This window comes from Fontimonas sp. FW305-C-3 (assembly GCF_058783185.1).
In genome coordinates, this window is record NZ_JBYSYK010000002.1 from 659,317 (window position 1) to 683,754 (window position 24,438).

The window sequence follows — 24,438 nt, forward strand, 5'->3', positions numbered from 1 at the left end:
TCCGCGCAGCAGGCGCCGATACTGGTTCCATGAGCCAGACCGACGCCTCCCTGAAGAATCAGTTCCTCGTCGCCATGCCCAGCCTGGACGACGAAAACTTCAATCACACGGTTTCGCTGCTGTGCGAGCACTCCGACAGCGGCGCGATTGGGCTGGTCATCAACCGGCCGACCGAGCTCAAGCTGGTCGAAATGATGGATCAGATGGGCCTCGAGCACGATCAGGTCGACGCCGACCGCATCGTCTACTGGGGCGGCCCGGTGCAGCCGGAGCGCGGCTTTGTCATCCATCGCGACCCGAGCGGCTGGGAATCGTCGATGGCGATCGACAACGGCCTGTACATCACGACCTCGCGCGACATCCTGCATGCCATCGGCAAGGGCGACGGCCCGACCGACTACTTCGTCGTGCTCGGCTACGCCGGCTGGAGCGCCGGACAGCTTGAAACCGAGATCATGCATAACTCCTGGCTCAACGCCCCGCTCAGCGAACAGATCCTGTTCCGCACGCCGCCGCGCGACCGCTGGCAGGCGGCAACCAAGCTGCTCGGCGTCGATGTCACGCAGTTCACCGGTGAAGCTGGCCACGCCTGAATCCTGAGGGTCCGCGGAAACCGACGATGCCGCTTTATCTGGCCTTCGACTACGGCGAAAAACGCATCGGCACGGCGGTCGGCGACGACGTCATGAAAACTGCCCGCGCGCTGTCCACGTTGCCGACCGGCGACTGGGCCGCGATTGCCAGGCTGATCGCCGAATGGCGCCCCGGTGCCCTGATCGTCGGCCTGCCCTTGCTCGACGACGGCAATGACCAGGCCATCACGACCGCGGCGCGCAAGTTCGCCAACAGCCTGGGTGAACGCAGCAAACTGCCGGTACATCTGGCTGACGAGCGTTTCAGCTCGCGCGCCGCCGACGATTTCCTGCGCGATGCCCGCGCCAGCGGCCAGATGAGCCGCCGCGTGCGCAAGGGCGACCGCGATGCTCAGGCAGCGCGGGTCATCCTCCAGCAATGGCTGGATGACAGTCGCCCCGCAAACTGACATCCTTCGCGCCGCTCGCGCGCGATCGCCCTTGGCGACTTTGAACTGCGCGCTACGAAAGCTCACAATACGCGCCCAGGATGAGTCCAGAACTACAGCTCGACAGCAAAGGCCGCCTGCGCCACCTTCTGACGCTTGAAGGTTTGAGCGCGAAGCTGCTGACGGAAATCCTCGATACCGCCGAGGCCCTCGATCAATCGCTGCGAGGCCCCGAGAAGAAGCTGCCGCTGCTGAGCGGCCGCACGATCGTCAATCTGTTCTTCGAGCCGAGCACCCGCACCCGCACGACCTTCGAGCTGGCCGCCAAGCGCCTGTCGGCGGATGTGCTGAACCTGCAGATGTCGGCGTCGAGCACGTCCAAGGGCGAGACCCTGTTCGACACGCTCAAGACACTGGAAGCGATGCAGGCCGACATGTTCGTCGTCCGCCACGAATCCTCCGGCGCCGCGCATTTCTTTGCTCAGCATGCCGCGCCCGGCGTCGCGATTCTCAACGCCGGCGACGGCCGCCACGCGCATCCGACGCAGGGCCTGCTCGATCTGTTCACGATCCGCCGCTACAAGGGTCCGGGCGTCGACTGCTTCAAGAAGCTGCGCGTCGCGATCGTCGGCGACGTGCTGCATTCGCGCGTCGCACGCTCGAACATTCACGGCCTGCGCGCACTGGGCACGACCGACATCCGCGTCGTCGCGCCGCCAACCCTGGTGCCGGCCGGCATCGAGGAGATGGGCGTGCGCGTCTGCCACAACCTCGACGAAGGCCTCGACAATGCCGATGTGGTGATCCTGCTGCGTCTGCAGAAGGAACGCATGCTCGGCGCCTATCTGCCTTCGATGGGCGAGTTCCATCGCGACTTCGGCTTGACCAAGGCGCGGATGAAGAACATGCGCCACGACGCGATCATCATGCATCCCGGCCCGATCAACCGCGGTGTCGAGATCGAAGGCGACCTCGCCTACGGTCCGCAATCGCTGATTCTCCAGCAGGTCCAGCACGGAATCGCGGTGCGGATGGCCGTGATGGCGATGATCCTCGGCCAGACGCCGGCCGCCGCGCCCAAGCCCAAAGGCGCCGGCGGCCTGCTGCGCCGCCGGAGCCGCCCATGAGCCGCGCCATGAAACCCGCGAGCACCAAGAAGCCGCCGTCCAAGCCGCAGGAGTGGTCGGCGGCGGCACGCTCGGCGGCAAACAGCGCCGTCGCCGGCAGCAGCCTGCTGATCCGTGGCGCCCGCGTTATCGATCCGGCCAGCGGCTTCGACCGCAACGCGCAGGTCCTGATCGAGAACGGCCGCATCGCGGCTATCGACGTCAAGGCCAGCGCGCAGAAGGCGGATCGCGAGATCGACGCGCGCGGTCTGTGGCTGATTCCCGGCCTCGTCGACCTCAGCGCACGCTTCCGCGAGCCCGGCCAGACCCACAAGGCCAGTTTCGCGACCGAAACCGCGGCGGCGCAGGCCAGCGGCATCGCCCACATCCTCATTCCGCCGGATACCGCGCCGGTCATCGACACGCCGGCGATGCTGATCCGCCTGCAGCGCATCGCCCAGCAGCGCGGCGGCCTGCACGTCCATGCCCTGGGCGCGCTGACCAAGCAGCTCGGCGGCGAAGCGCTGGCCGAACTGTCGGCGCTGCGCAGCGCCGGCGCGGTCGGCGTCAGCAACGGGTATGCGCCGATCCCCGACTCGCGCATCGCGCGCCGCGCGCTGGAATACGCACAGGGCCTGGGCCTGCCGGTGCACATTTTCGCGCAGGACGCCGCGCTGGCCGCCGGCGGCTGCGCGCACGAAGGCCCGGTCGCGACGCGCCTCGGCCTCGGCCCGATCCCGGCCGCTGCCGAAGTGGCGGCACTGCGCTTCTGGATTTCATTGATCGAGGACACCGGCGCGCGCGTGCACTTCTGCCGCCTCTCGACCGCACGCGGCGTACGCCTGATTGAATCGGCCCGCGCGCTCAAGCTGCCGGTGTCGGCCGACGTCGCCGCCCACCAGCTGCATCTGAGCGATATCGACGTCGACGGCTTCAACGCCCAATGCCATGTCTGGCCGCCGCTGCGGTCCGCCGCGGACCGCGAAGCCCTGCGCGCGGCGGTTGCCAGCGGGGTGATCGAGGCGGTGTGCTCGGACCATCAGCCGCATGAGGCGGATGCCAAGGTCAACCCGTTTCCGCTGACCGAACCCGGTATTTCCGCGCTCGAAACCCTGCTGCCGCTGACGCTGGCGCTCGCCCATGAAGGCCTGCTGACGCCGCTGCAGGCGATCGCACGCATCACCAGCGGCCCGGCCGCGATTGCCGGTGCGGCGCTGGGTGCGGCCGCGGGCCGTCTGCAGCCGGGCGAATCGGCGGATCTGGCGCTAATCGATCCCGACCGCGCCTGGACCCTGCATAGCGACCGCATGCTCAGCGCCGGACGCAACTCGCCGTTCCTGGGCAAACCCCTGCGTGGCCGCGTGGTACGGATGCTGCATGCCGGCAACGAGGTTTTCCGGCTCGGCGCCCACGATCCGGGGTGAGGTCCGACCGTCGTTTGGCCGGCAGCAACAAGAACCGGCCCCGCGGCGGTTTAATGGCAACCCAGCGCTTGGTATAAAGTCGGCGCTTGTCGCGCCGTAGTATCTAGACGGCTTGAGAATTGCTTGCTCCATGCAGCCCGGGGCAGACAGGCTGAAGGCCGCGTTTCAAGTTTGGGACCATGTTTGCTGACAGTTCCGCCACTGGCGGGGGGAAGATTTCGATGGCACACGTAATGATCGTGGACGACTCACCGACCGATGTTGAGCATCTGCGTGCGCAGCTGCAGCGCGCCGGCCACACGGTTTCCGACGCTGGCTCCGGCGAAGACGCCATCCCACGCGTCCGCAGCGAAAAACCCGACGTGGTGATCATGGATGTCGTCATGCCCGGCGTGAACGGCTTCCAGGCGACGCGCACGCTGTCGAAGGATCCGGCCACCTCGCACATCCCCGTGATCGTGGTCAGCAGCAAGAACCAGGAAACCGACCGGGTCTGGGCGTTGCGCCAGGGCGCCAAGGAATACCTGGTCAAGCCGGTCAAGGAATCCGACCTGCTGTCGAAGATCAATACGGTGCTCGGCAAGTAAGCACGCCTCAAACACCGCAGCTTCTCTAGGGGGAGAACATGGCCGGTAAAAACACCATTCGAGGCACGCGCCGCGAATTGTCGACGCTGATCCTCGCCGTCATCCTGATTGCGATCTCGATGGGTGGGTTCTACTACCTGCAGCGCGTCGACACGCGCGACGAGACCTGGGTCGTGCTGGCGCGTTCGATCTCCTCGGATGTCGGCGAAGTCGTCGACGTCGGCGAAGCGGCGACTCGCGGCACGACGCCCGACTTCCTGACTCTGCTGGCCCGCGTCGAAGATCTTGATCTCAACGTCGTCGCCCTCGCCCAGGGCGATGTCGAAGCCGGCATCGAAGCGGCGCCTGACGCCGTGCAGGACGACGTCGCTCAAGTCGCCAACGCCTGGAATCAGCTGAAGACCACTGCACAGAGCCTGCTCGCCGGTGAAGACGCCTGGCGCACATCGGCGGCCAGCACCGAAGCGATCGTCGGCGCCGTTCACAGCCCCGCGGGCAACAGCGACATCTTCACCAACTACGAAGACATCGCCGAACGCCTCGGCGAACGCAGCGGCAAGAACCCGGCGATCTCGCAGCTGGTGCGTCTTGAGCGCATCACGACCGAAGCGCGCGGCGTGCTCGGCCGCGGCCGCGATGCCCTCGCGACCGCGCAGGCACTGGAAGCCGAAGTTCGCAACTTCATCGATACCAACGAAGCATTGATCATCGACCCCGCGGTCAGTGCCCAGGCCAAAGCCGCCAAGGAGCGCTTCACCGCGGTGACCCGCGCCAGCGCGAGCCTGCTCGAGAACGCCGCCGCCGTCGACAAGCTGCAGATCGCCGCCGGTCAGTTGCAGGGCGCAGCCGCGAACGTCATCGCAACCTCGAAAGCACTCGAGCAGAAGCTGCTCGATACCCGCGTGCGCCAGGTCGTGCTGCCGATCGTGGTCGCCGTCTCCGGCGGTCTCGCGATCATCCTGCTCGTCGTCTACATTGCCGTCACGATCCGCGGCACCCGCAGCCGCCTGCGCGTTGCCGAAGATCGCGATGCCAAGCAGCAGCAGGCGATTCTGTCGCTGCTCGACGAAATCACCAACCTCGCCGACGGCGACCTGACGGTAGACGTCACGGTGACGGAGGACTTCACCGGCGCGATCGCCGACTCCATCAACTACACCGTGCAGAACATGCGCAACCTGGTCGGTACGATCACGTCGACCTCGTCCGAGATCGCCAGCGCCGCATCGAACACGAAGCAGACCGCGCTGACGATGAACCAGGCCTCGGAACGCCAGGCGCGCGAAATCACCGCGGTGGCGACGACGATCGCCGCCACGTCGGACTCGATGCAACAGGTGGCCGCCAGCGCCGAAAAGCTCGCCGGTCAGGCGCAGGCTTCGGTGCAGGTCGCGCACAACGGCGCCGAGACGGTGAACCGCACGATCCAGGGCATGAGCGCGCTGCGCGAGCAGATCCAGGATACGTCCAAGCGCATCAAGCGCCTGGGCGAGTCGTCGCAGGAAATCGGCAACATCATCGAGTTCATCAACGACATCGCCGAACAGACCAACACGCTGGCGCTCAACGCATCGATCCAGGCCGCGATGGCCGGCGACGCGGGCCGCGGCTTCGCGGTGGTTGCCGACGAAGTGCAGCGGCTCGCCGAACGCGCCGCCAACGCAACGCGTCAGGTCGAAACCCTGGTCAAGACGATTCAGGCCGACACCAACGAGGCGATCGTCTCGATGGAGCGCTCGACGCAGAACGTGGTGGTCGGCGCGAAGAGCGCCGAAGAAGCCGGTCAGGCACTGACCAAGGTCGAAAGCTCGTCGCAGGAACTGTCGCAGCTGATCGCGCACATCTCCTCCTCGGCGCGCAACCAGTCGGCGCAGGCGACCAAGATCGCCGGCACGATGCAGGTCATCCGCGACATCGCCGTGCAGACCTCGGGCTCGGCCAACCAGACCGCCAACGCGGTCGAGGAACTCAACCTGCTGTCGCAGAAGCTGCGCGAATCGGTTGCCGGCTTCAAGCTGCCCGAGGATGCAATGGGCTGATACGCCCCGCGCAGCCTGGCGCGGATTTTCCGATGACCCCGGAATCGCCGGGGTCATTGGCCGTAGCGCCGCGAAGCTGCTTCGTTATGCAGCTTGCCTAGTGGTTCCCCCCTCCTTACCATTTGCGCTCTTTCGCGCCCCGCTCACGTTTGGGACGCTCGCCACTGAGGTATTTGCATGACTTTTCAGGCCGATCTTGAAGCGCTCTTTGGTTTAAAAACAGTCAGTTATAAATACAACCTCAGTAAAGAAGAGCTGTTTCACGAAGCGATCGCCAACGATCGCGGCCGCGTCACCCGCGGCGGTCCGTCGGACGCACAGAAGGCATTTCCGACCAAATTGGGCGTCAAGGGTCCTCTCGTCTACTACACCGACCCGGACTGCACCGGCCGCCGCACCAAGGACACCTTCGCGGTCAAGTGGCCGGAAGTCGCCGACGAACTGTGGTTCAAGGCCGACCTCAGCCCCTACGATCCCGACAAGTACCAGGGCCTGCTCAAGCGCGTCATTGCCCATCTGAACGACAAGAAGGGCCAGCTGTACGTCAAGGACCTGTTCATGGGTTCCGACCCGGACTTCGCAGTCCCCTACCGCTTCGTCGGCGAATACGCGACGCACGCGATGTTCTGCCACAACATGTTCCCGAAGGATTTGCCGGGCGTGAAGGATGTCGATTCGCGCCGCTGGACGATGCTCAACGTGCCGAGCTTCGTCTGCGAGCCGGAACGTGACGGCAGCCGCGCCGAAGCCGCGGTGATCATCGACGCGCGCAATCGCATCTGCCTCGTTGCCGGTCGCGCCGACTACTGCGGCGTCAACAAGAAGACCATCTTCACGGTCGGCAACTACCTGCTGCCCAAGCAGGGCCGCCTGTCGATGCACTGCTCGGCCAACGTCGGCAAGAACAACGACGCGGCGATCCTGTTCGGCCTGTCCGGCACCGGCAAGACGACGCTGTCGGCCGACGCCTCGCGCCGCCTGATCGGCGACGACGAGACGATCTGGTCCGACAACGGCCTGTGCAATCTCGAAGACGGTTGCTACGCCAAGCTGATCGACCTCGACAAGAACAACGAACCGGTCATCGCCCAGGCACTGTCCAAGCCGGGCACGATCATCGAGAACGTGCCGCCGCTGCCGGGCAAGAAGATGGAAGAGTGCCATCCGGACGAGCTCGACCTGTTCGACAGCTCGATCGCCGAGAACACCCGCTTCTCGTATCCGCTCGACGCCAACCCGAACGTGATGCCGAACGGCCAGGGTCCGCATCCGCAGACGATCGTGCTGCTGACCGCCGATGCGTTCGGCGTACTGCCGCCGATCTCGATCCTCGAGCCGAAGGACGTCATGTACCACTTCGTCTCCGGCTTCACCGCCCGCGTCGCCGGCACCGAAGTCGGCGTCACCGAACCGCAGCCGACGTTCTCGGCCTGCTTCGGCGGTCCGTTCATGGCGCACAAGCCGAACGTCTACGCCAAACTGCTCGCCGAGAAAATGCAGAAGCACAAGGCGCGCTGCATCCTGCTCAACACCGGCTGGAGCGGCGGCCCGCACGGCACCGGCAAGCGCATGTCGCTGAAGGTCACCCGCGCGCTGCTCAATGCCGCGCTCAACGGTGAACTCGACAACGTCGAGACCGAAGTGCAGCCGACGCTGAAGCTGAAGATGCCCAAGTCCTGCCCGGGCGTCGACAGCAGCATCCTCAACCCGCGCAACACCTGGGCCGACAAGGCCGCCTACGATGCGACCGCGGAAAAGCTGCGCGACATGTTCCGCGAGAACTTCAAGAAGAAGGGCTTCGCCGAGTTCGGTATCGAAGAGCGCATCTAAGCTGCAGATCATGATTCGAACAACGGCTGCTTCGGCAGCCGTTTGTTTTTGTAAGCTTGGCAGCCCTCAGGAGTAGCGCATGAGCGTCAACCGCATCTTCTGCATCGGCAAGAACTACGCCGAACACGTCGCCGAACTCGCCCACCTCGGGCATCAGGCCGACGGCGAATGCGTGATCTTCCTCAAGCCGGCTTCCGCGGTCGTCGAGGAAGGCCAGCCGATCGTGTTGCCGAAGAAGCGTGGCAGCATCCATCACGAGGCCGAACTGGTCGTGCAGCTCACCGGCGGCGGCCGCGACATTCCGCTCAAGCATGCACTCGACAGCGTCGCCGGCATCACGCTGGGCCTCGATCTCACGCTGCGCGACCTGCAGACCGAGCTGAAAGCCAAGGGCAAACCCTGGGAACTGGCGAAGGCCTTCGACGGCGCCGCACCGCTCGGCGATTTCCGTCCGTATCTCGATCAGAATCTGCAGGACATCGAGTTCACCTGCCACGTCAACGGCGAACTGCGCCAGCGCGGGCATACGCGCGACATGCTGTACACGGTGCAAAGGCAGATTCACATCCTGTCGCAGACCTGGTCGCTGGAACCGGGCGACGTGATCTACACCGGCACACCCAAGGGCGTCGGTCCGCTGGTGCCGGGCGATCGTGTCGCCCTCGAGAGCGCGCTAACCGGCCGCATCGAGTGGCGCTGCCGATGAACAGCCTCGCCAGCCGCCTGCGTCATCAGCTGGGACGCTTCGCACGCATTTTCCTGACCGGACTGCTGGCGATGCTGCCGATCCTCGTCACGGTCGCGATCGTGATGTGGCTGATCCGGCTCGCCGAGTCGATCTTCGGCAAGCTGTTCGACGCACTGCTGCCGAATTCGCTGTATCTGCCGGGCATGGGGCTGGCGCTCGCGGTCGTCGTGATCTTCCTGATCGGACTCGGCCTGCAGGGCGTGTTCATGAACCAGATCCTCGGCACCTTCGAGAGCATCCTGAACCGCATTCCGCTGGTGAAGACGGTCTATGGCGCGGTGCGCGACCTGACCGGCATGCTCGGCAACAAGGGCGGGCGCAAGTTCAGCCAGGTGGTGATGGTGCAGATTCCGAACATGCCGATGCGCCTGGTCGGGTTCGTCACGATCGAAAATCTGGAAGCGCTGGGCTTGTCCGGCGGCGATGACGAGGTCGCGGTCTATCTGCCGATGAGCTACCAGATCGGCGGCTATACGCTGCTGCTGCCGCGCCGTTACCTGACACCGCTGAACATGAGCTTCGAAGACGCGATGCGCTTCGTCATCACCGCCGGCGTCTCGCGCCCCGGCAGCGAAGACGGCAACCACAAGACCTGATCGATCCTCATGCGGCTCTCGTACAAGATCTGGCTGCTGGGCAGCCTTTATCTCGCGCAAGGCATTCCCTACGGATTCTTCACGCAGGCCCTGCCGGTGCTGCTGCGCGAACAGGGTCTGTCGCTCAAGGCGATCAGCGCGACGAGCATCCTGTTCCTGCCCTGGATGCTGCGCTTCCTGTGGGCCCCGCTGGTCGATCACTACGGCACGCGGCGGCTGTGGCTGCTGCCCTTGCAGCTCGCTACCGTCGTCCTCGCGCTGTCGCTTGCCGGCACCGATCCACTCGACAGCCTGTGGCCGATCCTGATCGGCCTGTTCATCTTCAACCTGATTTGCGCCACGCAGGACATCGCGACCGACGGCCTCGCCGTGAACATGCTGAGTCCGCGCGAGCGCGGCCTCGGCAACGGCATCCAGGTTGGCGGCTATCGCGTCGGCATGGTCTTCGGCGGCGGACTGCTGCTGTGGATTTCCGCGATGTACGGCTGGGAGGCGATGTACTTCGGCATGGCCGGCCTGCTCGCGCTGACCGTGCTGCCGGTGCTGTTCCTGCGTGAAGCGCCGAAAGCCCTGTCGGCGACACCCGCGCGGCCGGACTGGAGCGCGGCGTTCAAGCGCCTGGGCCAACCCGGCATGCTCGGCTTCATCGGCCTGATCTGGCTCTACAAGTTCGGCGACACGATGGGCGCTGCGCCGATCGGGCCGTTCATGCACGACGTCGGCATCAGCAAGACCGACATCGCGCTGATCAAGGGCGCGCTCGGCTCGACCTCGTCGCTGATCGGTGCCGCTGCTGGCGGCTGGCTCGCCTGGCGCATCGGCCGGCGCAGCACCTTGCTGGCCGGTGGTCTGCTGCAGACCGCGGCGCTCGCGCTCTATGCGCTGTTCGCGGCCGGCATCGGTGGCACCGCGCTGTTGTATGCGGCCTGCATCGCCGAGCACGTACTCGGCGGCATCGCGACCGTCGCGCTGTTCACGCTGATGATGGACGCCAGCGATCCCGAACACGCCGGCACCGACTACAGCCTGCTCGCCTGCGCGGTCGTGCTGTGCCAGGGCCTCGCGAGCTTCGCCGGGGCGAGCGTCGCCGATGCGCTGGGCTACCAGGCGTTGTTCTGGACGAGCATCGTGCTGTCCGGCGCGGGGTGTCTGGTGCTGGTGGTCGCGATCGATCGCGGTGCCGGGCCGGCGCGCCTGGCCAGCATCTGGCCGCGACGCGCGACGCCTTAGCGCGACTTGACCTTCGCCATCAGGCGCCGCTTCTTCTTGATCTGACGCTGCGTCAGCTCGTTCTTCTTGTCCTTGTACGGGTTGTCGCCGGTCTTGAAGCTCATCAGCAGCGGCACGCCCACCAGCTTGAACGCCGAGCGGAAGTAGTTGGCGAGATAACGCTTGTAGCTCAGCGGCAGCCGGTCAGTCTGGTTGCCGTGGACGACGATCGCCGGCGGATTGCGGCCACCCTGGTGCGCGTAACGCAGCTTGATGCGGCGCCCCAGAACGGCGGGCGGCTGATGCGCTTCGACCGCTTCTTCGAGCACGCGGTTGACCTCGCCGGTCGACATCACGCGCATCGTCGCTTCGTAGGCTGACTGCACCGCTTCCATCAGCTCGCCGAAACCGGAGCCATGCTTGGCGGCGATGTAGACGACGGGCGCATAGTCGAGAAACGGCAGCTTGAGATCGACCTGGTAACGCACCTGGTCGCGGATATCCGGCGACAGGCCATCCCACTTGTTGACCGCGAGCACCATCGCGCGGCCGCGCTGGGCGACGAGCCCCATCAGCTTGGCATCCTGCTCGCCGATGTCGGACTGCGCATCGACGACGGAGATCACGACATGCGCGCGCTCGATCGCCTGCAGGGTCTTGACGATCGACAGCTTCTCGACACCCTCCCAGACCTTGTTGCGGCGCCGTACGCCGGCGGTATCGATCAGCTCGTAGGGACGACCGCCGTATTCGAAAGGCACGCTGATCGCGTCGCGCGTCGTGCCCGGCACATTGGCCGCCAGCACGCGCTCCTCGCCGATCAGGCGGTTGACCAGCGTCGACTTGCCGACATTCGGGCGGCCGATGATGGCGACGCGCACGGTGCCGTCGCTCGCCTCTTCCTCGGCGTCCATCTCGGGCACGTACGGCAAGGTCGCCAGCACCTGCTTCATCAGCGCCGGCACGCCCTGGCCGTGTTCGGCCGAGATGGCCACCGGCTCGCCGAGGCCGAGCTTGAAGAAGTCGGCCGCGGCATGCGCGTGGGTGCGGCCCTCGGCCTTGTTGATGACCAGGGTCATCGGCTTACCGAACTTGCGCAGGCTGCGCGTGATCGCTTCGTCGGCCGCCACACGTCCGGCTGCCGCATCGACGAGGAACAGAATGTGGTCCGCTTCCTCAAGCGCCATCTTGGCCTGGCCTTCGGCCATCGCCGCGAGCGGATCCTTGGACTCGGGCATCAGACCGCCGGTATCGACGACGACAAATGCCGCGCCGTCGTGCACGCCGGTGCCGTACTGGCGATCGCGGGTCAGGCCCGGCAGGTCTGCCACCAGCGCATCGCGCGTATCGGTCAGACGATTGAACAGCGTCGACTTGCCGACATTGGGTCGGCCGACCAGGACGATGGTAGGAAGTGCGACGCTCATTGCAGCATTCTCAACAAGTCACGAGAAATAAAAAAGGCGGGCCCAGCGCAGGCCCGCCCCGAGTTCTGTAGCCGGCCGCTCAGTTGACCTTGAGCGCCGTGATGCGACCGCTGGTATTGAGGACATACAGCAGGCCGTTGCTGACGACCGGCGCGGTACGGATCGGGTCGCTGCCGGCGCGGCTGCGCGCGAGCAGGCGGCCGTCCTTGGCATCGAGCCAGTGCAGGTAGCCTTCGAAGTCGCCAACGACGACGCGGCCGTCGAGGAACGCCGGCGGCGACAGCTTGCGGTACTTGAGGTCTTCGTTCTTCCACGCGGCGGCGCCGGTGTTGATGTCCAGGCCCCAGACAACGCCGGCTTCGTCGGCAACGACGATCAGGTTGTCGGCCAGCGTCAGGCCGGCATAGCTCTTGACCTCGCGGCGCCACAGCACCTGGCCGGTGTCGCCGTCGACACGCGCCACTTCACCGCCGTAGCTGGCGGCAAACAGATCGCCGCCATCGAGGACGAGCGCGGCATCGACGTCGGTCAGACGCTCGAGTTCGTTGCGACCGGTCGGCGCGGCGATCAGCTGTTCCCACAGCGGCTGGCCGTCGAGCATGCGCAGCGCAACGACGCGGCCGTTATCCATGCCGACGAAAGCAAGGCTGCCGGCAATCACCGGTTCACCCAGGCCACGCAGCGTCAGGTTCGGCACGCTGCGGTCGAACATCCAGACGTTCTTGCCGCTGACGGCGGACATCGCGTAGATGCGGCCATCGCCGGCGCGGGCGACGACGAGCGTGCCGTCGCTGACCGGCGGCGCCAGCGCTTCGCTCGACACGCTGGTGGTCCAGTAGCTGCCGCCGTCGGCGCGCTTGAGCGCGATGATCTGGCCTTCCATGCTGCCGACCAGCACCGCGTTGCCGGCGACCGTGGGGCCGGAAATCACGCGGGCATCGGTATCGGTCTGCCAGATGCGCTTGCCGCTGGCCGGCTCGAACGCGAAGACGCGCCCTTTGATGTCCGCCGCGAAGATCGCATCCTCACCGACCGCGAGCTGCAGCATGCCGGTGTAATCGCCGCTGCCGTCGCCTGCATGGGCAGTCCAGACCGTGTCAGCCTTGACCTGCGGATTGACGATATCCGTCAGTTCCGCCGGTTCGCGGACCTTGCCGTCCTTGCTGCAGGCGGCCAGGGCGACCACCGCAACCAGCAGGGCCGCACGCGACAGCGCAGCGCGTGTCATGAAGGCACCACGTCGGACAGGTCGTCGATCTTGCGCTCGAGATCGCCCTTGGCGGCCGGGTCTTCGGAATCGACGCCCGACAGCGCCTTCTCGTAGGCGGCACGTGCGCCGGCGCGATCGCCCTGCGACAGGTGGATATCGCCGCGCAGTTCCTGGCTGACCGCGGAGAAGTTGTCATCGCCATCGTCGAGCAGCTTGAGGGCGGCATCGGCCTGCCCCTGCTGCCACAGCACGCGCGCTTCGCGCAGGCGTGCAACTTCACGCAGGCCGTCGTCAGAGCCGTTCTCGCGAACCCAGCGCAGGCGCGTCAGCGCGACATCCAGCTGGCCGGCCTTGACCGCCTCGGCCGCGAGGTACATCGCGGCGCCGGTGGCGTACGGGCTTTTCGTGTGGTCCTTGATCAGGGTGTCGCCGATCTGCGTCGCCGCGTCGGTGTTGCTGCTGCTGATCGCCTGGCGCATGTCTTCGTACATGCGCGAGGCCTCGCTGGCACGGCCGGCCTGATGCGACTGCCAGCCCTCCCAGCCAAAAATACCTGCCAGACCGATGACCAGACCGCCAGCCAGCGCCATCCAGTTGTCCTTCCACCACTGCTTGAGGCGTTCGGCCTGGGCTTCGTCTTCGTAATGCGTTGTCACGGTTTTCGTTCTCTAGTGTCGTTTAGCTGTTGAGCAGACCGGCAATCCGTCCGGACAGTTCCGTCCAGGGGAGGGTCTGCTGCTGTGTGGAACCGGTCTCCACGCCCTGCCCGACGGCAGCGCGGAGCGATTTTACTTGAATGCTGCGATTGGCAATTTCCTCGTCGCCGAGGATCAGGGCCAAAGCCGCCCCGCTGCGGTCGGCGCGCTTGAGCTGGGCGGCAAGCTTGCCGCCGCCGGCATTGGTGACCAAACGCAGCGCCGGCAGACTGTCGCGCAGCTGTTCGGCCAGTACGCTGGCCTGGCGCTGGGCGGCATCGCCCAAGGCGCAGAGGTAGACGTCGGCGCTGGCGACCCGGCCGGCGACGCCCTGGGCCTTCATCAGCAGAATCAGACGCTCGACGCCGCTGGCCCAGCCGACGGCTGGGGTCGGCGAACCGCCGAGCTGCTCGACCAGGCCGTCATAACGGCCGCCGGCACAGACCGTGCCCTGGGCGCCGAGCTGATCGGTGATCCACTCGAATACGGTACGGCCGTAGTAATCGATGCCGCGCACCAGGCGCTGGTTGATCGTGTAGCCGATATTCAGATCGGACAGCCCCTGCAGCAGGGCATCGAAGTGCGTCCGCGATTCGCTGTCCAGCGCATCCATCAGCGCCGGAGCGTCACGGAGGATTTCCTGGGTCTGCGCGACCTTGGAATCCAGCACGCGCAGCGGATTGCTATGCATGCGGCGCTGCGAATCGGCGTCCAGCGAACTCGCATGCTTTTCAAGGAAGGCCAGCAAGGCGGCGCGGTAGGCGGCACGCGCCTCGCTGCTGCCCAGCGAGTTGATCTCGAGCTTCAGGCCCTGCAGACCAAGGCCGCGCAGCAGGCGTGCCGACAGCGCGATCACTTCGAGGTCAGCTTCCGGCCCGACGATGCCGTAGGTCTCGGCACCGAGCTGGTGGAACTGCCGATAGCGGCCAGCCTGCGGACGCTCGTGGCGGAACATCGGCCCTGCATACCAGAGACGCTGCTGCTGATTGTGCAGCAGGCCATGCTCAAGGCCGGCGCGCACGCAGCTGGCGGTGCCTTCCGGACGCAGCGTCAGGCTGTCGCCTTCGCGGTCCTGGAAGGTAAACATCTCCTTCTCGACGATGTCGGTGACTTCGCCGATCGAGCGCGAGAACAACGTCGTGTGCTCCAGCAGCGGCATCTTGATCTCGCCGTAGCCGTAAGCCGCAAAACTCTGCGCGGCAACCGCGTGCAGGCGCTGCCAGAGCACGGTATCCGGCGGCAACACATCATTGAATCCGCGAACGGACTGGATCTTCTTCATGGCTCAGGCAGCGTCGGCGGCGTCGGCGGAAACGGCAAGCTTCGCTGCCTTGCGCGCCGCGATCTTCTCGCGCACCAGCTTCTCGAGCAGATCGACCAGCTCGTCGTTGTGCGCCTTGTGCTGGATCTTGCCGTCAACGTAGATCGAATTCGGATAGCCGCCGGCGACGCCGATCGCCGCTTCGCGCGCTTCGCCGGGGCCGTTGACGACGCAGCCGATGACCGCGAGATCGAGCGGCTCGTCGATCTCGTCGAAGCGCGACTCGAGCTCCTGCACCGCCTTGATGACATCGAAATTCTGCCGCGAGCACGATGGACAGGCGACGAGGTTGATGCCGCGCGAACGCAGGTGCAGCGACTTCAGCAGATCCCAGCCGACCTTGATCTCCTCGATCGGGTCGGCAGCGAGCGAGATGCGGATCGTGTCGCCGATGCCGTCGGCGAGCAGCATCCCCAGGCCGACGGCGGACTTCACCGCACCGGCGCGAGCGCCGCCCGCCTCGGTGATGCCGAGATGCAGCGGCTGGTCGATCAGTGTCGCCAGCTTGCGGTAGGCAAACACGGTCATGAAGACTTCGCTCGCCTTCAGCGAAACCTTGAAGTCCTCGAAATTGTGGCGCTTGAGGATATTGATGTGGCGCAGCGCGGATTCGACCAGCGCGTCGGCATTCGGCTCGCCGTACTTTTCCTGCAGATCGGCTTCGAGCGAACCGGCGTTGACGCCGATGCGGATCGGAATGCCGTGATGCTTCGCGCAGGCAACGACTTCGGCGACCTTGCGGTCGTTGCCGATATTGCCCGGGTTGATGCGCAGGCAATCGGCGCCAGCTTCGGCCGCGGCGAGCGCGCACTTATAGTTGAAATGGATGTCCGCAACCAGCGGCACGTAGCCGACTTCCTTCTTGATCAGACCGAAGGCTTCGGCCGCCTTGATCGTCGGCACCGAGACGCGAACGATGTCCGCCCCCGCCTTCACCACCGCGCGGATCTGCGCGACGGTCGCGGCAACGTCCTCGGTGTCCGAGTTCGTCATCGTCTGCACCGCGATCGGCGCAGTGCCGCCAACCGTCACGCGACCGACGCGCACGGCGCGCGAAACGCGCCGCGTGATCTGGTGATGACTGGTCATGGCCACGGTGACGGCTCCGGAATTCTGGCGCGCTCGCCTTACTGAGCGGCCGGCTGGGCGGCGGGTGCAGCGGGCAAGGTGAAGCGCGCGGTATTGTTGCCGCGCGCATATGCGCCGATGTCGACGCGCTTGCCCTCGAACTCGACTTCCACGCCCGGCGCGTAACCGAGGAACACGCTCAAAGGCAGCTGGCCGTTGACGGTGTCCTCGTTGCCTTCCGGACGCGTCTCGTTGATCAGGGTGGCGCCGGTGGCGTCATCGACGCGCACCCACGAGGTCTTCTGATAACGCAGGTGCAAGGTTCCCGGCGCAACGGTCGCGGCGACCGCCGTGGCGGTGTCGGTCACGGTAGCTGCCGGCTCGACGGCCGTCGACGGCGCAACGCCAGTGCCGGGATCGCCGGCCGTCAGTGCGCTCGGATCGGTGGGCGCCTGCGGCATCTCCAGCGAGGTCTCGTCGGCCGGCGTCGGCGTCGCAACGGCGACCGGCGCGTCGGCGAGGCTGCCGGGCATCGGATAGTTGATCTTCTGGTCGCGCGCAAACCACAGGAATGCGCAACCGACGACCGCGATCACCGCGAAGATCAGGCCGATCGAGACCGGCAAGCGGCTGCTGGAACCCAGTTCGGTACCGGAGGCGAGCCGCAGCTTGGCCGGCGCTTCGGGCTCCTTCGGCGCGACGCGGGCCTGGTAGGCCGCGATCAGACGCTCCTCGTTGAGGTCCAGCACCTTCGCGCACTTGCGGAAATAACCGCGGATGTACACCGGCTCGAGCGCCTGGGCGTCATCGCGCTCCAGCGCCTGCAGCGTCGCGCGCGACAGCTTGGTGTGCGCGACCATGTCGTCGATCGAGTAATGAACGCGCTCGCGGGCTTCGCGAATCATTGCGCCCGGGCTGGGCAGAGCGGCAGGGGCGTTGCTGTCCGGGCTGGAGCTGGGGTCCGAGGTTTCGGTATTCATCGGCTGTTCGGTGTGTTGTTGACGGCTTCGTCGGACTCGGGAAACTCACGCCTCAGACGCAGCCGGTAGGCTGCGGCGGCATCTGGATTGTTCAAGGCATCTTCGGTGAGCGCGGCGAGCGACAGCAGCTCCGGCGTCGACTGCTTGGACAGGTTGTAGCGCTGCAGGAACGCCCGCGTGCGCATGTAATCGCCGTTGCGGAAACTGACGATGGCCATCTGCGCCAGCGCGTCCGGGGCATCCGGATTGATCTTCAGGGCTTCGCGCAGATAGGTCTCGGCCTTGGCGAGATCGTAGTCCTTCAGGCACCGGCCCGCGTTGGACCATGCCGCTTCCGGCGTTGCGTACTGCGGATTGGTCGCCGCGGTCAGAAAGTAGCTCTCCGCTTCGGGACCACGGCCACGCTCGCACAGGAACACGGCGAAGTTGTTGTTCAGCGACGGCTCTTCCTTGTCGAGCCTCAACGCGCGGCGGTAATGCTTCTCCGCGAGCTCCATGTCACCCATGTTCTGGTAGACGTAGGCGATCGCCGCGTGCGTGTTCGACTGACTGTCGTCGGCCTTGAGCGCGCGCTTGAGCTTGTCGAGCGCCGTCGGAAACTGGCCGCGCTGGGCGTAGCTGATGCCGAGCTGCGTGTTGACGCGGGCGATGTTCGCCGTTTCGCGGCGCGACTCCGTCGTGCTGCAAGCCGCCATGACGGCGACGAGGACCAGCAGCAGCGCGCGTGTCGTCATCGTCATTGCCTCACCACGGGAATCCCGCTAAGGCGGTTCTTCTGCTTCGACTGCACGCGGCCCACCAGCTGGCCGCATGCCGCGTCGATGTCGTCGCCACGCGTCTTGCGTGTTGTCGCGACGATGCGGCGGTCGCGAAGAATCTTCGCGAAAGCCTGGATCACTTCCGGCTTCGAGCGCTTGTACTGCGCCTGCGGAAAGGGATTGAAGGGAATCAGATTGACCTTGGCCGGCATGTCGCCGAGCAACTTGGCCAGCGCCCGCGCGTGCTCGGGCTTGTCGTTGATGCCGTCGAGCATCACGTATTCGTAGACGATGTGCGTCTTGCGGTCCTTGCCTTCGGTGTAGCGCCGGCAGGCTTCGAGCAGATCGGCAATCGGATACTTGCGGTTGATCGGTACGAGTTGATTGCGCAGCTCGTCGTTCGGCGCATGCAGCGACACCGCCAGCGCGGTATCGACATCGCCGCGCAGACGATCCATGAACGGCACCAGGCCGGACGTCGAGACGGTGACGCGCCGCTTCGACAGGCCGAAGCCGAAATCGTCGAGCAGGATGCGGATCGCCGGCAGCACTGCGTTGTAATTCGCCAGCGGCTCGCCCATGCCCATGAAGACGATGTTCGAGATCACCCGCTCGTTCTGGAAATCGCCGCCCAGCGTGCGCGCGGCGAACCAGACCTGGGCGATGATCTCCGCCGTCGTCATGTTGCGGTTGAGGCCCTGTTGCGCGGTCGAGCAGAAGCTGCAGTCCATCGCGCAGCCGACCTGCGAGCTGATGCACAGCGTCGCGCGGCCTTCCTCGGGAATGTAGACCGTCTCGATCGCGTTGCCGCCGTCGAGACGCAGCACCCACTTGCGCGTGCCGTCGGCCGAGACCTGTTCGGTGACCAGCTCCGGCGTGCGGATGAAGAAGTGCTGCGCCATGCGCTGGCGCAGCTCCTTCGAGATATTGGTCATGTCGTCGAAGCTGTCGCTGCCCCGACGGTAGATCCACTGCATGACCTGATCCGCGCGGAAGGGCTTTTCGCCCATCTGCGCAAAGCTCTCGCGCAGCTGCGCGCGATCGAGGCCGAACAGGTTGATCAGGCGCGGAGCTGCCGCAGGGACGCGCTGCGTTGCGTCCCCCGGCATTGCTTCCTGCACTGGTTCAACCGTGGTCAAGAGGCCTCTGCTGATCGTGCTTCAGCGGGTGCGCGGGCAGAGTTCGGTCGTGCGGAAGAAGTAGGCAATCTCGTTCTTCGCGTTCTCGAGGCTGTCCGAACCGTGGCAGGCGTTCTCGTCGATCGACGAGGCGAAATCGGCGCGGATCGTGCCGGCAGCGGCCTTCTTCGGATCGGTCGCACCCATGATGTCGCGGTAGGTCGCGACGGCATTCTCGCCTTCCAGCGCCATGACGACGACCGGGCCGCTGGTCATGAACTTGACGAGGTCGCCGAAGAACGGGCGCGCGCTGTGCACAGCGTAGAAACCTTCGGCTTCAGCCTGCGTCAGGTGCTGCATGCGGGCGGCGATGACCTTGAGGCCGGCCTTCTCGATGTACGAGATGACACCGCCCACCTGGTTCTTGGAAACGACATCCGGCTTGAGAATCGACAGCGTACGTTCAACCGACACAGCGGAACTCCTTCAAATACAAAAGGAAAATGGCATCCGCCGGTCTCTCCGGCAGATTCAATGAAATCAGGCAATTATAGCTGCCGTTGCTGCAGCGCGGCAATGCGGGAGCGGCATTTACTGCCGCCCTGTCACCCGTCAGGTGGTGAAACTTTCACCACAACCGCAATACGCCTTGGCATTCGGATTGACGAACTTGAAGGCCTCGTTGAGCCCCTGCTTCTGGAAATCCAGCACCATGCCGTCCAGCAGGGCCAGATCCGCGCTCTTGACGACCACCGTCGCACCGAACTGCTGGTAGACCTGATCCTCGGCAGCGATCTGGTCGACGTAGTCCATCGTGTACGCATGGCCGGAGCAGCCGGTTTTCTTGACGCCGACGCGCAGGCCCAGGCCGCTGCCGCGCTTGGCGATCTGCTGCTGGATGCGCTGTGCAGCGCTTTCGGTCAACTGGATGCTCATGATTTATGCCGCCTGCAATTTGGAACTCAGGGCGCGAATCAGATCCTCGCCCATCAACGCACAATGGGCCCGGTCCTCGGGAATTTCAAGCGCTGCACGAATCGCCTGTGCATCGATCAGCCGCAGGCCCGCCAGTCCATCCCGCTCCAGCGTCTCGGCCAGCCACTGGCCCACCGCCAGGGTGTACGGACAGCCGTAAGCGCGGAAGCGCGCACGCAACGGCGGCCCCGGATCCACGCTCAATTCGAGGCGGCCTTTCGACGCCGGACTGCCGACCTGCGCCTGCACGATGCCGGCGCCAGACAGCACGCCAGCCTGGCCCGGCGCGCTGAATCGCGCCCATACGGGCGCCGGATAGGCGAAAACGTTGTCGGTCGCGCTCATGCCGGCCAGTCCGGATTGAGGCTGCGCAGCCGGGCGATCGCTGCGCGGGTCTGCGCCGCCGCGGCGTCGATCTGCGCGCGCGTCGTCGGCCGGCCGAATGAAAAGCGCAGCGTCGCGCCGGCCAGCTCGTCGTTGCGGCCCAGCGCGCGCAGCACGTACGACGGCTCGCGCGTCGCCGACGAGCAGGCCGAGCCACTGGACAGCGCGATTCCCGCCAGCGCGGCACGCAGGCTTTCGCCTTCGACGCCTTCGACGCTGAAATTGAGGATGTGCGGCGAAGCAGCGTCGTCGCCGTTGCGCAGCAGGCCGTGCACGTCGCGCAGCTGGCTCCACAAGGCTTCGCGCAAGCCGCTCAGATGCGTGAAATCCGCGGACCTGCGTCCGCCAGCCAGCGCGAAGGCGGCGCCCATGCCAACCAGCTGATGGGTCGCCAGGGTTCCCGAACGCATGCCCTGCTCATGCCCGCCGCCGTGCACCTGCGGCGCCAGGCGCACGCGCGGCCGCTTGCGCACGAACAGCGCGCCGACGCCCTTCGGCCCGTAGCACTTGTGCGCGGACAGCGAGAGCAGATCGATCGGCACGGTTGCCAGGTCCATCTCGACCTTGCCGGCCGCCTGCACGGCGTCCACATGCAGCAGCACGCCGCGCTCGCGCAGCAGCGGCGCCAGCTCGACGATCGGATTGATGACGCCGGTTTCGTTGTTGACCCACATCAGCGAGACCAGCACGGTCTGCGGGCGCAGCGCGGCGAGCACCTGATCAACCGCGATGCGGCCGTCGCTGCCCGGCGTCAGCCAGCTGACGGCAACACCGCCGGCTTCCAGATGACGGCAGGTGTCGATGACCGACTTGTGCTCGACGCGGCTGGTGACCAGATGCGCACCCTGGCGGCCGCGGAATTCCAGCGCCCCCTTGATCGCCAGATTGGTCGCTTCGGTCGCGCCGGAGGTCCAGATGATTTCTTCCGCCTGCGCGCCGATCAGACCGGCAACCTGCGCACGCGCGGCCTCGACCGCGACCCGCGCACGCCGACCCCAGCCGTGGTCGGAAGACGGATTGCCGAAGCCCTCGCTGTCATCCAGCCAGTCGAGCATGGCCGCGCGCGCCTCCGGCGCCAGCGGCGTCGAGGCGGCGTAGTCGAGATAGATCATGCTGCCGCTCATGGGCGCATGCCGCCGGCGGTCAACGCCGCGAGCGTTTCGAGGAAGCGATCGATCTCGGCCGGCGTGTTGTGCACGCCCAGGCTGACGCGGATCGCGCCGAAGGCGACATCGCGCGGAATGCCCATCGCCAGCAGGACGTGGCTGGGCTCGCCCTTGCCGCTGGCGCAGGCCGAACCGCTGGACACCGCGAAGCCCTTGCGATCGAGCTGCATCAGCAATGCCTCGCCTTCATAGCCGGGCACGCAGAACTGGATCGTGTTGGCGAGCCGTGCCACGCCCTCGCCAAAGATGCGCACGCCGGGCAGCGCATGCAGGCCCGCCGTCAGTCGTTCGGTGAGTGCGGCCAGCTGGCGCGTGCGCACTTCCAGCTCGGCGGTCGCCAGCTCGGCGGCGGCGCCGAATCCGACGATGGCCGCGACGTTCTCGGTGCCCCCGCGCAGCCCGCGTTCCTGCGGCCCGCCGTGTTGTTGCGCGCTCAGATCGACTTCGCGGCGCCGAACCAATGCGCCGATGCCTTTTGGTCCATAAAGCTTATGGCTGGACAGGCTCATCAGATCGGCGCCGGTCTCGGCGAAGTTCAGCGCGAGCTTGCCGAGCGTCTGCACGGCATCGACGTGAAACAGCGCCCCCTGCGCATGCACCAGCTTCGCGGCGCGCGCGACGTCCTGCAGCACGCCGGTCTCGTTGTTGACGCGCATCAGCGACGCCAGCCGCAGCGGCGCGCGCGCCAGCTGCCGCTCGAAGGCCGCCCAATCGACAATGCCGAGTCCATCGACCGCCACCGGCTCGACCGTCCAGCCGGTGGCGCGCAGCGATTCGGCCGCTTCCATGACTGCCGGGTGTTCGGTAGCGCCGTACAGCACCCGCGTCGGCGGCTGGCCGGCGGTGCTGCCCTTGATCGCCAGGTTGTTGGACTCGGTGCCGCCGGAGGTCCAGACGATCTCGCCGGGCTGGCAGCTCACCGCCTGCGCGAGCTGATCGCGCGCGCGTTCGACCGCATCGCGTGCGGCGCGGCCCTGCCGATGCAGCGACGAGGCGTTGGCGTAGGGGCCGGTCAGATACGGCATCATCGCTTCGAGCACCCGCGGGTCCAGCGGGGTCGTCGCGTTGTGATCGAAGTAGACCGGCATCGTAATGACCGCGCTCAGAGCTTGGCGGCTTCTTCCTTGCAGAAGTCCGGCATTTCGAGCTTGTTGAGCTCGAGCTCCGGCATGCGGCTGTCCAGTTCACGGACGATCTTGCACAGGCGCACCAGCTGCTCGTCCTGCTTGTGGATGTGCTCGAGCATCTTCGCGATCGCGTTGGCGACTGGATCCGACATGCCGTCGTCGGTGATGCCGTAGGCGTGGAATTCGGTCTTGCGCCCGGCATCGGCGCCGACCAGCCGCGCCGGGATGCCGACCGCCGTCGCGCCCGCGGGCACCGCACGCACAACGACCGCATTGCTGCCGATGTTGGCGCCCTCGCCGACCGTGAACGGCCCCAGCACCTTGGCGCCGGCACCGACGACGACGTTGTTGCCCAGCGTCGGATGGCGCTTGGCACCGCGCGTCAGCGACGTGCCGCCCAGCGTCACGCCCTGGTAGATCGTGCAGTCGTCGCCGACTTCGGCGGTCTCGCCGATGACGACGCCGATGCCGTGATCGATGAACACGCGCCGCCCGAGCCTGGCGCCCGGATGAATCTCGATCGCCGTCAACCAGCGCGTCAGGTGCGAGTTGTAGCGCGCCAGCCAGCGGAAGCCCTGCGTCCACAACCAGTGCGAGACGCGGTGCCCCCAGATGGCGTGCAGGCCCGGATAGCAGGTGACGACTTCCCACCACGACTGCGCGGCAGGGTCGCGCTCGCGGATCGAGCGGATGTCTTCACGGATGCGGGCGAACATGGGGGCGTCTGGCTCGGACGGATGAAGCGCCATTTTAGACTCCATCGGTCCTGATTGCTGCGCGTCGCGCCGATTCGCTACTCCTGAGACCCTTCTGGCTCCGGATTCAGCGGCGTGCGGCGCGTCTTCGGCTTTTCCAGCGAGGTCAGGATGCCGCGCAGGATATTGAGCTCGTTGCGGTCCGGCGCAGCGCGGTTGTAGAAGGTCCGCAGACGCCGCATCAGCTTGCGCGGGTTGGCCGGATCGATGAAGCCGGTCGACAGCAGGATCCGCTCCAGATGTTCGAAATAGCGCTCGAGATCGGCGGCGGCCGGCGGCGCATACAGGGGATTCTGCTTCTTGGTCGCATGCTCGGCATCGTCAGGCACCGCACCGCGCCGCAGCTCGTAGGCAATGATCTGCACCGCCTGCGACAGGTTCAGCGAACTGAACTGCGGATTGGTCGGAATCAGTGTCGTCGCGTGGCAGAGTTCGATCTGCTGGTTGGTCAGGCCGGTCCGCTCGCAACCGAACACGAAGGCCACCGTCGCACCGCCCGCGGCAAGGCTCAAGGCACGCCCCGCGCTCTGCGCCGGCCGCAGCGGTTCGTCGCCGAGCGTGCGCTGGCGCGCCGACAGCGCGACCACCCAGCCGCAGTCGGCGATCGCCTCTTCGAGGCTGTCGACCACGCGCGCAGCGTCGAGCACTTCGCCGGCATGGGTCGCCGTTGCCCGCGCCTGCGGATGCGGATAGCGGTCCGGACTGACAAGCACAAGATCGCGCAGGCCCATCGTCAGCATCGCGCGCGCGGCGGAGCCGATGTTGCCCGGATGCTGGGTCGCGACGAGCACGATGCGGATGCGCAGGAGGGGGTCGACGGCGTCCGATTGCGGATTCGCGGCCGTTGGATGGGGAAGATCGGAAGTCATGCGTGATATTCTATGCGTTCGCTGC

At 66.2% G+C, this 24,438-nt stretch carries 25 protein-coding genes; 10 read left to right on the plus strand and 15 right to left on the minus strand.

The window, feature by feature from the left end:
- Positions 1-29: 29 nt before the first annotated feature.
- The 10 genes from AC3WUF_RS09230 to AC3WUF_RS09275 all read left to right on the plus strand — a co-directional run bounded on the left by AC3WUF_RS09230 (position 30) and on the right by AC3WUF_RS09275 (position 10,581).
- Complete coding sequence (locus tag AC3WUF_RS09230; RefSeq protein ID WP_492424728.1) at positions 30-593, plus strand: YqgE/AlgH family protein; 564 nt, start codon at positions 30-32, stop codon at positions 591-593.
- Between the two features lie 26 nt (positions 594-619).
- A complete protein-coding gene (ruvX, locus tag AC3WUF_RS09235; protein ID WP_492424730.1) occupies positions 620-1,042 on the plus strand; it encodes a Holliday junction resolvase RuvX in 423 nt (140 codons plus the stop codon).
- A gap of 80 nt (positions 1,043-1,122) precedes the next feature.
- Entirely contained in the window at positions 1,123-2,148 is a 1,026-nt protein-coding gene (locus AC3WUF_RS09240; protein ID WP_492424732.1) for an aspartate carbamoyltransferase catalytic subunit, read from the plus strand.
- The gene (locus AC3WUF_RS09245) at positions 2,145-3,551 is read left to right on the plus strand and encodes a dihydroorotase (protein ID WP_492424734.1); all 1,407 of its coding nucleotides are present in this window, start codon (positions 2,145-2,147) and stop codon (positions 3,549-3,551) included. Before AC3WUF_RS09240 ends, AC3WUF_RS09245 begins: the two co-directional genes overlap by 4 nt.
- Before the next feature lie 221 nt (positions 3,552-3,772).
- Positions 3,773-4,138, plus strand: a complete 366-nt coding sequence (locus tag AC3WUF_RS09250; protein ID WP_492424736.1) for a response regulator — start codon at positions 3,773-3,775, stop codon at positions 4,136-4,138.
- 38 nt (positions 4,139-4,176) lie between these two features.
- On the plus strand, positions 4,177-6,177 hold the full coding sequence (locus AC3WUF_RS09255; protein ID WP_492424738.1) for a methyl-accepting chemotaxis protein: 2,001 nt from the start codon (positions 4,177-4,179) through the stop codon (positions 6,175-6,177).
- A 177-nt stretch (positions 6,178-6,354) separates the two neighbouring features.
- Positions 6,355-8,007 (plus strand): phosphoenolpyruvate carboxykinase (ATP), encoded by a 1,653-nt coding sequence (locus tag AC3WUF_RS09260; protein ID WP_492424740.1) that lies wholly within the window; start codon positions 6,355-6,357, stop codon positions 8,005-8,007.
- Between the two features lie 79 nt (positions 8,008-8,086).
- Positions 8,087-8,713, plus strand: coding sequence for a fumarylacetoacetate hydrolase family protein (locus AC3WUF_RS09265; RefSeq protein WP_492424742.1), 627 nt, complete (start codon positions 8,087-8,089; stop codon positions 8,711-8,713).
- Positions 8,710-9,351: a DUF502 domain-containing protein gene (locus AC3WUF_RS09270; RefSeq protein ID WP_492424744.1), complete on the plus strand. Its 642-nt coding sequence runs from the start codon at positions 8,710-8,712 to the stop codon at positions 9,349-9,351. Before AC3WUF_RS09265 ends, AC3WUF_RS09270 begins: the two co-directional genes overlap by 4 nt.
- A gap of 9 nt (positions 9,352-9,360) precedes the next feature.
- On the plus strand, positions 9,361-10,581 hold the full coding sequence (locus AC3WUF_RS09275; protein WP_492424746.1) for an MFS transporter: 1,221 nt from the start codon (positions 9,361-9,363) through the stop codon (positions 10,579-10,581).
- On the opposite strand, the gene der is transcribed toward AC3WUF_RS09275, so the two are convergent.
- The 15 genes from der to AC3WUF_RS09350 form a co-directional block, all read right to left on the minus strand.
- Positions 10,578-11,987, minus strand: a complete 1,410-nt coding sequence (gene der, locus AC3WUF_RS09280) for a ribosome biogenesis GTPase Der (RefSeq protein ID WP_492424748.1) — start codon at positions 11,985-11,987, stop codon at positions 10,578-10,580. The genes AC3WUF_RS09275 and der overlap by 4 nt on opposite strands.
- A 79-nt stretch (positions 11,988-12,066) precedes the next feature.
- Positions 12,067-13,215: an outer membrane protein assembly factor BamB gene (bamB, locus tag AC3WUF_RS09285; RefSeq protein ID WP_492424749.1), complete on the minus strand. Its 1,149-nt coding sequence runs from the start codon at positions 13,213-13,215 to the stop codon at positions 12,067-12,069.
- Positions 13,212-13,853: a YfgM family protein gene (locus AC3WUF_RS09290; RefSeq protein WP_492424751.1), complete on the minus strand. Its 642-nt coding sequence runs from the start codon at positions 13,851-13,853 to the stop codon at positions 13,212-13,214. The genes bamB and AC3WUF_RS09290 overlap by 4 nt, the downstream gene beginning before the upstream one ends.
- A gap of 22 nt (positions 13,854-13,875) precedes the next feature.
- Positions 13,876-15,174, minus strand: a complete 1,299-nt coding sequence (gene hisS, locus AC3WUF_RS09295; RefSeq protein WP_492424753.1) for a histidine--tRNA ligase — start codon at positions 15,172-15,174, stop codon at positions 13,876-13,878.
- 3 nt (positions 15,175-15,177) lie between these two features.
- Positions 15,178-16,302, minus strand: coding sequence for a flavodoxin-dependent (E)-4-hydroxy-3-methylbut-2-enyl-diphosphate synthase (gene ispG / locus AC3WUF_RS09300; RefSeq protein WP_492425605.1), 1,125 nt, complete (start codon positions 16,300-16,302; stop codon positions 15,178-15,180).
- Between the two features lie 38 nt (positions 16,303-16,340).
- The gene (locus tag AC3WUF_RS09305; RefSeq protein WP_492424755.1) at positions 16,341-17,261 is read right to left on the minus strand and encodes a RodZ domain-containing protein; all 921 of its coding nucleotides are present in this window, start codon (positions 17,259-17,261) and stop codon (positions 16,341-16,343) included.
- A complete protein-coding gene (pilW, locus tag AC3WUF_RS09310) occupies positions 17,258-17,995 on the minus strand; it encodes a type IV pilus biogenesis/stability protein PilW (protein ID WP_492424757.1) in 738 nt (245 codons plus the stop codon). The genes AC3WUF_RS09305 and pilW overlap by 4 nt, the downstream gene beginning before the upstream one ends.
- 2 nt (positions 17,996-17,997) lie before the next feature.
- Positions 17,998-19,128: a dual-specificity RNA methyltransferase RlmN gene (gene rlmN, locus AC3WUF_RS09315; protein WP_492425606.1), complete on the minus strand. Its 1,131-nt coding sequence runs from the start codon at positions 19,126-19,128 to the stop codon at positions 17,998-18,000.
- Between the two features lie 51 nt (positions 19,129-19,179).
- The gene (gene ndk, locus AC3WUF_RS09320) at positions 19,180-19,611 is read right to left on the minus strand and encodes a nucleoside-diphosphate kinase (protein WP_492424759.1); all 432 of its coding nucleotides are present in this window, start codon (positions 19,609-19,611) and stop codon (positions 19,180-19,182) included.
- 138 nt (positions 19,612-19,749) lie between these two features.
- Positions 19,750-20,073: a HesB/IscA family protein gene (locus AC3WUF_RS09325; RefSeq protein WP_492424761.1), complete on the minus strand. Its 324-nt coding sequence runs from the start codon at positions 20,071-20,073 to the stop codon at positions 19,750-19,752.
- Between the two features lie 3 nt (positions 20,074-20,076).
- Positions 20,077-20,457, minus strand: a complete 381-nt coding sequence (locus AC3WUF_RS09330; protein ID WP_492424763.1) for an iron-sulfur cluster assembly scaffold protein — start codon at positions 20,455-20,457, stop codon at positions 20,077-20,079.
- Entirely contained in the window at positions 20,454-21,608 is a 1,155-nt protein-coding gene (locus AC3WUF_RS09335; RefSeq protein ID WP_492425608.1) for a cysteine desulfurase family protein, read from the minus strand. Before AC3WUF_RS09335 ends, AC3WUF_RS09330 begins: the two co-directional genes overlap by 4 nt.
- An 8-nt stretch (positions 21,609-21,616) precedes the next feature.
- Entirely contained in the window at positions 21,617-22,750 is a 1,134-nt protein-coding gene (locus AC3WUF_RS09340; RefSeq protein WP_492424765.1) for a cysteine desulfurase family protein, read from the minus strand.
- Positions 22,751-22,764: 14 nt separating this feature from the next.
- Positions 22,765-23,505 carry a serine O-acetyltransferase gene (cysE, locus tag AC3WUF_RS09345; RefSeq protein ID WP_492424767.1) on the minus strand — a complete coding sequence of 247 codons (741 nt, stop codon included), beginning with the start codon at positions 23,503-23,505 and terminating at the stop codon, positions 22,765-22,767.
- Positions 23,506-23,582: 77 nt separating this feature from the next.
- Positions 23,583-24,413 (minus strand): RNA methyltransferase, encoded by an 831-nt coding sequence (locus tag AC3WUF_RS09350; protein ID WP_492424769.1) that lies wholly within the window; start codon positions 24,411-24,413, stop codon positions 23,583-23,585.
- Positions 24,414-24,438 lie beyond the last annotated feature (25 nt).